This window comes from Methylobacterium bullatum (genome assembly GCF_014845095.1).
GTDB classification, from domain to species: Bacteria; Pseudomonadota; Alphaproteobacteria; order Rhizobiales; family Beijerinckiaceae; genus Methylobacterium; species Methylobacterium bullatum.
The window spans coordinates 22,514-33,506 of sequence record NZ_NKUG01000067.1; the positions used below are offsets into that span (position 1 = coordinate 22,514).

Below are 10,993 nucleotides of genomic sequence, written 5' to 3' on the forward strand. Positions count from 1 at the left end.
TGATGCCGTCGTGACGGGGATGTAGGGTCTGGCTGCCGCAACCCTCCCCCCCAGACACCGCCATGGGCCTGAGTGATTTCGCGGAGCCGCTATCCGAATTTGCGCAGACGCCGCGACCAGCGTCGACGATGCCCGTTCCATGGGGAATGCGAGACGGGCATCGGAGAGCCTCTCGACCTGAGCGTTCATAACCGATGTCCCGCCTCGGTTTCTCGACGGGCCGATTTCGACCTGCAGCCGAGGTCAGCGCTCCAGGGACTTCAGGTAGGCCAGCACATCCGTAATCTGGTCGGGTTCAAGCTGGAACTGCGGCATGGTCGGGTGACCTGTAGTGATGCCCTCCGCCAGGGCCTCGCCAAGGTCCTCGACCGGGTATCTCGTATGTAGGTCCCGGAATGCCGGCGCGATGCCCAGCGGGCTCGCGCCGATCCGTCCCACGGCATGGCAGCTGGCGCAGTTCGCCCCAACGAAAGTCTTGCCGCGTTGGACCTGCCCCTCCGTGGCGGCCGCCAGGCTTCCCATGAGGCAGGGGAGGAAAAGCATCGACAAGGCAAGGCGCAGGGACACGGGACGGCTCCAGATTCGGTGGATCGTGGGATGCGGCGAGGGCCATCGGCACGATGGGCCGGGACGCAAGCGCCACCGACCCACCGCAGCACCGAAACCGGGTCTGCGATGCCTAGGACATCTGGATCTCGGGGCCGGTCTCGTATTCCACGACCTCGTTCGTTAGCTGCAGGTCGACCTGGGCGATTGTCGTCCCTTCCGGGCCGGCCATGGACGGATGGTCCGTCCAGACCCAGTCGCGCACCTGTGGCAGGTCCTCGCCGGTGCGGCAGACGTGTTCGCGGTGCAGGGCCAGCAGGTCGCGCAGTTCCTCCTCGGCATGCTGCACGGCCGGCCCCAACCCGGACGACCACTTCAAAGCGGCGAGCGCGAGGTGGTAGCGGTCGAGACCGTTCAGCACCGCCATATCGAAGGGGGTCGTCGTCGTCCCCTCCTCGACGAAGCCGTGGACGTGGATGTGTCCGTGGTTGGTGCGCCGGTAGGTCAGCCGATGGATCAGCCACGGGTAGCCGTGGTAGGCGAACACCACCGGTCGGTCGCGTGTGAACAGGCTGTCGAAGGTGGCGTCGTCGAGCCCGTGCGGGTGCATGTCGGGCGACGGCAGCGTCATCAGGTCGACGACGTTGACGACCCTGATCCGGATCTCCGGAATGCGGGTGCGGAGCCAAGCGACGGCGGCCAGGGTCTCCATCGTCGGAACGTCGCCAGCGCAGGCCATAACAACGTCCGGCTCGGCCGGGCCGTCGTTCGAGGCCCATTCCCACACCCCAATGCCGGCCGTGCAATGTCGGGCCGCCTCGTCTGCGCCGAGCCACTGGAGGGCCGGCTGCTTGCCGGCGACGACGACGTTGATGCGGTCGTGGGTGCGCAGGCAATGGTCCATCACCCAGAGCAGGCAGTTGGCGTCCGGCGGTAGGTACACCCGCGCCGTGTCGCCCTTCTTGTTGGCGACGAAGTCGATGAAGCCCGGATCCTGGTGGCTGAACCCGTTCTGGTCCTGGCGCCAGACATGCGAGGTCAGCAGGATGTTGAGCGAGGGCACGGGCTTGCGCCAGGCCAGTGCCCGGGAGGCCTTCAGCCACTTCGCATGCTGGTTCACCATCGAATCGACGATGTGGATGAAGGCCTCGTAGCAGGCGAAGACGCCGTGGCGGCCGGTGAGAAGGTAGCCTTCGAGCCAGCCCTCGCAGAGGTGCTCCGACAGCACCTCCATCACCCGGCCCTGGCGCGCGAGGTGCTCGTCGGTGGGCAGGATGGCATCGCGCCAGACCCGGTCGGTGACGTCGAACACGGCGTCGAGGCGATTGGACAGGGTCTCGTCCGGCCCCATCACCCGGAAGTTGCGGGCCTCCGCGTTGAGGGCGAGCACGTCGCGAAGGTAGCGGCCGAGAACGCGGGTGGCCTCGGCGACCGCCGTGCCGTGGGACGGCATCGCGACGGCGTAGGCGGCGAGGTCGGGCAGGCGCAGCGGCCTCGGATCGCGTCCGCCGTTGGCATGCGGGTTGGCGCTCAGCCGCCGGTCGCCGCGCGGGTGCAGCGCTGCCAGGGCCGGCGCGAGGCGGCCGGCATCATCGAAGAGCTCGTCCGGCCGGTAGGACCGCATCCAGGTCTCCAGGATCGCGAGGTGCTCCGGGTTTTCGCGGAGCGCCGCCACCGGGACCTGATGCGACCGCCAGGTCCCCTCCACCGGCTTGCCGTCGACGAACTTCGGCCCGGTCCAGCCCTTCGGGCTGCGCAGTACGATCATCGGCCAGCTCGGCCGCCCGACATCGCGGTTCGCGGCGAGCTCGCGGATCTCGGTGATGCGGTCGAGGGCGTAGTCGAGGGCCGTCGCCATGGCTTGGTGCATCGGGCCGGGCTCGTCGCCCTCGACGAACAGCGGCTCGTAGCCGTAGCCGACGAGAAGGCTCCGCAACTCCGCCGCCGGCATCCGAGCCAGCAGGGTCGGGTTGGCGATCTTGTAGCCGTTGAGGTGGAGGATCGGTAGAACGGTGCCGTCGCCGACGGGGTCGAGGAACTTGGAGGCGTGCCAGGAAGCCGCCAGCGGTCCGGTTTCGGCCTCGCCGTCCCCGATCACGCAGGCGACGATGAGGCCCGGGTTATCCAGCGCCGCCCCGAAGGCGTGGATCAGGGAGTAGCCGAGCTCACCGCCCTCGTGGATCGAGCCGGGCAGTTCGGGCGAGGCGTGGCTCGGGATGCCGCCGGGGAAGGAGAATTGCCGGAACAGGCGGCGCATCCCGTCCGTGTCGGAGCCGACATCCGGGTAGACCTCGCCGTAGGTCCCGTCGAGCCAGGCGTTGGCAACAAGGCCGGGCGCACCGTGGCCAGGCCCCCACACCGCCATCATGTCGAGGTCGCGCAGGACGATGGTCCGGTTGAGGTGGGCGTAGATGAAGTTCAGCCCCGGGGTCGTGCCCCAGTGTCCGAGGAGCCGGGGCTTCACGTCCGCGAGGGTGAGGGGCTCGCGCAGGAGCGGGTTGTCGAGCAGGTAGATCTGACCGACCGATAGGTAGTTCGCCGCCCGCCAGTACGCATCGATGGCGTCGAGGCCAGTCGGTCCCAGAGGACCTGGCACGAAGTCGAGATGGGCCGGCATCTCGCCGAGATCACGGACGACGGCAGGCTTCGGATCGCTCGCGACAGGCATTCGGGATTCCCGGGCATCGCGGGACGACCCAGCGCCCCATGGAAACCATCGTCGCATCCCTGGACGGTCGGTTCTTTGATCTGGATCACGTCGCTCTCGGCCGGGCCGTGCCACTCGGGGGCCTGCCCGGAGATGCGCATGATCCTCGTCCTCAATGCCGGTTCGTCCAGCCTTCGCTGCGCCCTATTCCGGGATAGCGAGGATACCGCCGTCTGGCGCGTGCACGTCGCCGGGATCGGTGGCTCCCCTCACCTGACGGTTACGGGCGACCTCGACTTCGCAGAGGATGTGCCGCCCCCGAGCGATCTCCCGTCCGTCGTAAAGTGGCTCCTCGCTGGCCTCCGACGACTGCCGGATCTCCGCCTTCGGGCGGTCGGTCATCGGATCGTCCATGGCGGTGCCCGCCATGTCGGCCCGGCCCGTATCGACGGACCCCTGATCGCCGAGTTGGAGACCCTGGTGCCGCTGGCCCCCGGCCACCAACCGCAGGGGCTCGCTTGCATCGCGGCCGTCGAGGAGGCGTGGCCCGGCCTGCCGCAGGTGGCCTGCTGCGCTTCGGCTTCCATGGCCTGTCCTACGCCCACATCGCACGCGTGCTGCCCCGGCTCATCGGCGAGACGGCGAAGGGACGCGTCGTCGTCGCTCATCTCGGCCACGGCGCCAGCCTCTGCGCCTTAGCCGGGGGACGCAGCGTGGCGACCACGATGGGGCTCACGACCCTTGGTGGCCTGATGATGGGGACCCGGTCCGGAACGGTCGATCCAGGGCTCGTGCTCCACTTGATCCAGGCGCGCGGCATGGCCGCAGTCGAGGTCGCCGACCTCCTCAACCGACGCTCGGGCCTGCTCGGCGTCTCGGGCATCAGCGACGACGTCCGTGTCCTGGGGGCCAGCGAGGCCCCGGAGGCGCGTGAGGCCCTCGACCTGTTTGCCTACCGGATCGCACGCGAGACCGGCTCCCTTGCCGTTGCCCTGGGCGGCCTGGATGCCCTCGTCTTCACAGGCGGCATCGGCGAGAACGCCGCGGGCATCCGGGCATCCGTCTGCGCGAGGCTCGCGTTCCTCGGCCTGGACCTCGACCCGGAACGCAACGCCGAGGGCCATTCGCGCATCGACCGAAACGGCTCTACAGTCGCGGTCCTCGTCATCCCGGCCGACGAGGAGCGGGAGATCGCCGATGAGGTGGGATGTCTCGTTAGTGCTTGATACCCGAGGGGAAGCCCGTCCACGGGCTCCATCGCCGGGGGATCCATCTCGGAGTAGGCTCTGCCCCAGGCTGATCGTTCGGCGCGCCTGCCGGTCGATGGGGGGCTGCGAGGATCGGTCATGCCATTCGCGAGCGTGATGGTTGCGCTGGACCTCGGGACGTCCTCGTCCGCGCGCCTGAGGCTCGCCGGCACCTTGGCCCGGCGCTTCGGGGCCCGGCTGATCGGTGTCGCGGCCCGTCAGGCCCTGCCGCAGAACCTGTATGGCCGCGGCGCCTACATCAACAGCCAGTTCGTCGATCAAGCCACCGCCCGCGCGACCGACGAGCTATCGCAGGTCGAGGCGCGGTTCCACGAGGTCACGGCCGAAGCCGGCGAGACTGAATGGCGTTCGGCGAAGGCCGATCCCATGGCGTTCCTGGTTCAGCAGGCAAGGTCCGCCGACCTCGTCGTGGTAAGTCGATACCGGAGCGCAGGCGTCGAGGACTGGTGCTCGTCCATCGAGCCTGGCGAATTGGTGCTGCGCCTTGGCCGGCCGGTCCTCATCGCCCCGCCTTCCGTAGAGACGCTCGCCGCGAGGCGGATCGTCGTCGCCTGGAAGGATACCCGCGAGGCCCGTCGCGCCGTCTCAGACGGACTGCCGTTCATGAGATTGGCCGAGGAGGTGCTCATCGTCGCTCTGGGCGACGAAGCCGATTGGAAGGGCGCGGGCGAGACCCAAGGCTATCTTTCCCGGCATGGCGTCACCGCCACGACCATCCTCCGCTCGCCATCGAAACTCGGCGTGGCCGCCGAGTTGCTCGTGATCGCGCAGCAGGAAGGTGCCGACCTGATCATCGCCGGGGCCTACGGCCACGCCCGCATGCGGGAAGTGATCTTCGGGAGCGTCACCCGCAACCTGCTGGAGCACGTTCCCATCTGTTGCCTCTTGAGCCACTGACGGTCATTCGCGGGGAACGTCAAGAACCATGTCCCGGCGACGCTCGTTCAAAGGCCTGAGTATCCGTGGCGCAGGAGTCGCTGTTCGGCCCCTATCCTGCAGGCCGAACCCATGCCTGACCGAATTTCACGAGCTCGATCACCACGAACGGCGTGAGGGCACCCAGCCCGACAACGCCCCAGTCGGCCATCGTCAACGGCACCGTATGCAGCACCTGCCTCAGGAGCGGGACGTACACGGCGGCGAGTTGCAGGCCGATGCAGGCTGCCGTCGCCCCCCATAGCCAGGCGTTCGTGAACAGGTTCGCGGTGAAGGCGGACCGACGCCGCGAGCGGGCGCTGAAGGCATGGACGACCTGGGTCATGGCGAGGGTCATGAAGGCGATGGTGACCGCGTGCCGAAGCCCCTCCTCGCCGACGCCGTACCACTCCATCCCGACCGCGAACGCGGCGAGCGTGCATCCCGCGAGCAGCAGGCCCTGCCAGACGATCAGCCAGGCGAAGGCCGGCGTCATCAGGGGCTGCTCGGGGTCGCGCGGCGGCCGCGCCATCACGTCGGGATCGGACGGCTCAAGCGCGAGCGCCATCGCCGGGAAGATGTCCGTGACGAGGTTGAGCCAGAGGATCTGCATCACGCCGAGCGGCATGGGCCAGCCGATCATGACGGCGGCGAACATCGTGACGATCTCGGCGAGGTTGCACGAGAACAGGTAGTGGATGAAGCGCAGGATGTTGCTGACGATGACCCGCCCCTGCTCGACCGCGCCGACGATGGTCGCGAAGTCGTCGTCGGTGATGACCATGTCGGCGGCGTCCTTGGCCACCTCGGTGCCCCTGATCCCCATGGCGATACCGATATCCGCCTTCCGGAGCGCCGGCGCGTCGTTGACCCCGTCTCCGGTCATGGCGACCACGTTCCCGCGCCGCTGAAGGGCGTCGACGATCCGAAGCTTGTGCTCGGGTGACACCCGGGCGAACACGGCGGCGTCGGCCACCACAGCGAGCCAGCCGGCATCGTCGAGGCCAGCCAGGTCCCTGGAGTGGACGGTCTTGAAGGCGGTCCCGTCCGGGCCGACGTCCAGGTCGAGCTGCCGCGCGATCTCGGCCGCCGTCGCTTCCTGGTCGCCAGTGATCATGACCGTGCGGATTCCCGCCGCGCGGCAGGTGGCGATGGTGGCCTTGACGCCGTCCCGCAGCGGGTCGGTCGACCCGACGAGCCCGACGAAGGTGAGGTCGCGCGTAAGGTCCGCCTCGACGAACCCGTCAGGCAACACGCGATGGGCCAGCCCGAGGACGCGTAGGGCCGACGACCCGAGCGCCTCGTTTGCCGCCTCGATCCGCGCTCGGTCGGTCTGGGACGAAGACGCGGTACCGCCCGCTCCCAGGACCAACACGCTGGCTTTAAGAACTTCCGCCGGCGCGCCCTTCACGTAGGCGACGTGGGTGCCCTCCGGCGTGGCGTGCACCGTCACCATCAGCTTGGTGTCGCTGTCGAACGGGATCTCGGCGATCCGCGGGTAGGCCCTTGCGAGGTCGGCGAGTTCCAGTTCGGCCTTCTCCGCCGCCACGATGAGCGCGGCCTCGGTAGGGTCGCCGAGGGCCGTGGCGACTTCGCCCGACCGGTCCACCCTGGCGTCGTTGCACAGGGCGCCGATGCGCAGCGCGAGCCCAAGGGGCTCGTCATGCCCGATGTCGACGGCATTCCCGTCGCGGGTGAACTCACCCGCCGCCGCGTATCCCGCCCCGGTGACCTCGTACCGCCCCGCGGCGACATCGTAGGCCCGCACCGTCATCTCGTTGCGGGTGAGCGTGCCGGTCTTGTCGGTGCAGATCACCGTGGTCGACCCGAGGGACTCGACCGCGGGCAGCCGCCGGACCAGCGCGTTCATGCGGGCCATGCGCTGCATGCCGATGGCGAGCGTCATCGTCGTCACCGCGAGCAGGCCCTCGGGCACGGCCGCGACGGCGAGCGAGATGCCGACCTCGACCATGTAGAGAAGCGCGTTGCCCCGGAGCCACCCGACCAGGATGATGACGAGGCAGAGGGCGAGGACGATGACGAGGAGGGCGCGGCTGAGCTCTGCGAGCTTCGCCTCCAGCGGCGTACCGTGCGCGGCGACCCCCGCGATGAGCGTTCCGATCCGGCCGATCTCCGTGCGCGGGCCCGTGGCGGTGACGATGAAACGACCGCGCCCGGCGGTGACGGCCGTACTTCGGTGAACCATGCTCGTCCGATCGCCCAGGGCCGCCCCGGTATCGAGAACCGGATCGGCGGACTTGGCGACGGGCAGGGACTCCCCCGTGAGCGCGGCCTCGTCGACCTGGAGGCGCGCCTGCTCCACCACCCGCCCGTCGGCATGCACACGGTCCCCCTCAGAGAGGAGCACGACGTCGCCGGCGACGAGGTCGGCCGTCTCGACCTGGTGGTCCCTGCCGTCCCGGACGACGCGGGCGAGCGAGACGGCTTGCTTGCGCAATCCGTCGAGGGCGGCGGCGGCCTTCCATTCCGTGACGAAGCCGATGGCGGCGTTGAGGAGGATCACGACGAGGATGGCGCCGGCCTCGACGCGTTCCCCGAGCGCCAGTGCGACGCCGCCGGCGGCGATGAGCAGTGCCACCATCAGGCTCTGGAACTGATGCAGGAGGATTTTCAGCGCGGAAGCCGGCGCGGCCTTCGCGAGCGTGTTGGGGCCGTCGCGGGCCAGGCGCTCGGACACCTCCGCACCGCTCAGCCCGTTCGAGACGTCGGTGCGCAGGGCCCTCGCCGTCTCCGCCGCCGAACGTGCCGGGTAGGGTATCACCAGCGCGGTCATGCCAGCATCAGGCGGTCGACGACTGCGCGTACGCCGGGTGCGGACCAAGCCGCCCGCTCGGCGATCTCACGCTCGTGCCAGGCGTTGACGAAGCCTTCCAGGGTCACCTCGTCATCGACGACGGTGACCTGGATCGCGTCGCCGTCCAGCTTGGCGTTCCGCTTCAGGGCCGCGAGGATCTTGGCCTTCACGTCGACCGCCTCTGCCGGGGGACGCACGGCGAGCAGGTTGAGGACGTCGGTGACGCCGGACAGCCTTCGGACGTCGGAGGCGGCGGCGACGCTCTGGAAGTAGTACGGGACCGACCCGTTGAGCGTGACGGCGCCTCGCTCGACCTTGACCTGGATGCCGTGCGCCTGGATGCGCGCGTCCCAGGCAAGGACGTTCAGGACGCGTCCGGCGATCTCGACGTCGCCGGTCCTTTCCGTTTCCAGCCCGCGCACTTCGAGTGCCTCGGTGATGGCGCGTACGCCGCGCACCCTCTGCACGACCTTCTCGGCCGCGATCCTCTCGGCATAGGTCCCGACGCATCCGGAGAGGCTGACGACGCCCTCGTCGACGGCGACGCCGATATGCGCCGAGCCGACGCTCGGGTCGAAGTCAAGCTCGTCGAGGATGTGCTGCCGCAGCAGGGTATCGTCCATGATGGTGCTCCCGGGTCGAGCGCATGCCGGCCGACCGGGGACCTTGATGAACCCGACGGCGCCCCCGGTCTTTGTGCAGGATCAAACCGGGTGGAGGCTCAAGCCGCAACCGGTGACGGCGTCGAGGGAAGTGGGATGCGGATCGGCCACCCAACGCTCAGGGTCCGCCGGACGTGCCCGACCGAAACGACCATCGTGTCGCCGCCCCTCAGGGTCGCTTCGAGGACGTTCCTCACAAGATCGACGGTGACGACGAGGTCCCGGCCCCGCCACTGCACCGGGAACGAGAGCCTGGTCCATCCGGCCGGCAGCCGGGGCGCGAACGAGAGCCCGTCGGAGTGGACGACGAGACCGGCGAACCCGAATATCGCCACGAGCCAGATGCCGCCCAGGGCCGCGATGTGGACGCCGCCGGCGATGGCTACGTGGCTGTCGCCGAGATCGATGGCGGAGGTGTCGCGTAGGTATCCCAGCGCCAATTCCGACCGTCCCAACCGTGCGGCGGCGACACCGTGCAGGGCGCGGCTGAGGGAGCTGCCATGGCCGCACCGCGGGGCGTAGTGGTCGAAGTTGACCGCATCCGCGTCGCCCGGGAACTCATCGGGGAGCAAGGCAAGCAAGGCGACGACATCGGCCTGCTTGACCACCTGCGAGGCCTGGGTGCGCTCGCGCCCGAGGACGACGTCCATCGGTACGGAGCGCCCGGCATAGGCCGAGAGGTCGATGGCCTCCAGGTCGTGGTAGCCCTGGAACTGCTCGAACAGGCCGGTCTCCGGATCAAGTCCGGTCGCCATCGCCGCGGCGGTCCTGCGCCAGCTTTCCAGTTCGTCGGCGGCCAGGTCGAGGCGTGTCGAGAGCGTCGCCCACCGGTCCGGCCAGCGCTCGCCCATCAGCGCCGCGATGTCCAACCCGCGAAGGAGGTTCCAGCGCGCCATGACGTTGGTGAAGGCGTTGTCGTCGACGGTCTCGTGGTACTCGTCCGGTCCAATGACGCCTCTGATGTGGTGGAGGCCATCGGCTTCGAGGCCCGCGCGGCTCCACCAGAACCGCGCCGTCTCCAGGATGATCTCGGCGCCGGCCTCCAGCAGGAACGCGGTGTCGTCGGTCGCCTGCCAATATTGCCAAACGGCGTAGGCGACATCGGCGCTGACGTGCTGCTCCTGGGTGCCGCAGAGGATGTCGACGACCTTGCGGTCGGGACCGACCACCTGGGCCGGTGTCGCCTCGTCACCGGTGTCCGCAGACTCCCATGCGTAGAGCGCACCGCGCCACCCCATCCCGGCGGCCTTCGCCCGTGCCGCGGCGAGGGTGCGGTAGCGGTACGTCAGCAGGGCGCGCGCCGCCTGCGGCCACGTCATTGCGTAGAAGGGCATCAGGAAGATCTCGGTGTCCCAGAAGACATGACCGAGATAGTCGTCCCCCGTCAGGGCACGGGCGCCGATGGACACGCGCTCGTCACCGGGGTCGGCCGCGCCGTTGAGATGGAAGACGGCGAACCGCAACGCCCTCTGCGCCTCCGGGTCGCCTTCGACCACGACGTCGCTGCGGTCCCATCGCTCGCGCCAGGCTGTCTCGTGACGTTCGAGGAGACCGCGCCAGCCGAGCCCGGTCGCCAGGGCGAGGTCGGAGCGGGCGCGTCCGCCCGGATCGTCGACGGGTTCGTCGCCGCGCGTCACGGCGAGGTTGCGTCGGAGCACAACGGTCTGGCCGGCCTGGACGCGCAGGCTCCAGGACCATCTGCCGGCGGTTCTGACGGTGGGGGGTTGCGTCCGTCCGTCGATGACCACCGCCGCGTCCATGGCGATGGCGAGGGTCTTGCCGGATTGCCGCGTGCGCCAGACGCCGAGGTCGGGCTCCGTCGTGACTGGGATCAGGAGAGGTGACGCTTCCCCGGACGTCACGTCGAGCGTGATCTCGCCCATACCCTGCTCGACGGCGAGCTCAACCAGTTGCAGAACGATGCCGCGCATATCCAGCGAGACGAGGCGAAGCGTGGACAGGCGGATGTCGAGGGCCGCCCCCGGGGGCTGCCGGATCTGGGTCAGCAGGAGCCCGCGTCGCATGTCGAGGGTCACGTCGCGGGACGACGGATCGGGGCAGGCGAGGTAGGGGCCGTCCGGCAGGCCGATGCGAAGCTGGAGCCAGTCGGGGGCCGGGAGGCGTTCGGGGATCGGGGGGC

Annotated in this window: 6 protein-coding genes and 1 pseudogene; 2 read left to right on the top strand and 5 right to left on the bottom strand. The window is 69.3% G+C overall.

Annotated features, from left to right (window positions below):
- Positions 1 to 243: 243 nt before the first annotated feature.
- Together MBTS_RS09950 and MBTS_RS09955 are read right to left on the bottom strand one after the other, a co-directional pair.
- The gene (locus MBTS_RS09950) at positions 244 to 543 is read right to left on the bottom strand and encodes a c-type cytochrome (RefSeq protein ID WP_147830678.1); all 300 of its coding nucleotides are present in this window, start codon (positions 541 to 543) and stop codon (positions 244 to 246) included.
- A 136-nt stretch (positions 544 to 679) separates the two neighbouring features.
- Positions 680 to 3,163 carry a phosphoketolase family protein gene (locus tag MBTS_RS09955; protein WP_238253742.1) on the bottom strand — a complete coding sequence of 828 codons (2,484 nt, stop codon included), beginning with the start codon at positions 3,161 to 3,163 and terminating at the stop codon, positions 680 to 682.
- A 189-nt stretch (positions 3,164 to 3,352) separates the two neighbouring features.
- Here MBTS_RS09955 and MBTS_RS09960 point away from each other — a divergent pair.
- Positions 3,353 to 4,419: pseudogene (locus MBTS_RS09960) on the top strand (acetate/propionate family kinase).
- A gap of 120 nt (positions 4,420 to 4,539) precedes the next feature.
- A complete protein-coding gene (locus MBTS_RS09965) occupies positions 4,540 to 5,358 on the top strand; it encodes a universal stress protein (RefSeq protein ID WP_147833008.1) in 819 nt (272 codons plus the stop codon).
- Between the two features lie 91 nt (positions 5,359 to 5,449).
- Here MBTS_RS09965 and MBTS_RS09970 read toward each other — a convergent pair whose 3' ends face one another.
- From MBTS_RS09970 to MBTS_RS09980, 3 genes are all read right to left on the bottom strand, one after another.
- Positions 5,450 to 8,170 (bottom strand): cation-translocating P-type ATPase, encoded by a 2,721-nt coding sequence (locus MBTS_RS09970; protein ID WP_147833007.1) that lies wholly within the window; start codon positions 8,168 to 8,170, stop codon positions 5,450 to 5,452.
- Positions 8,167 to 8,814 carry a BON domain-containing protein gene (locus MBTS_RS09975; RefSeq protein WP_147833006.1) on the bottom strand — a complete coding sequence of 216 codons (648 nt, stop codon included), beginning with the start codon at positions 8,812 to 8,814 and terminating at the stop codon, positions 8,167 to 8,169. The genes MBTS_RS09970 and MBTS_RS09975 overlap by 4 nt, the downstream gene beginning before the upstream one ends.
- Positions 8,815 to 8,912: 98 nt before the next feature.
- Positions 8,913 to 10,993, bottom strand: a 2,081-nt coding sequence (locus tag MBTS_RS09980) for a glycoside hydrolase family 65 protein (protein WP_192215521.1), incomplete at its 5' end; no start/stop codon positions are given.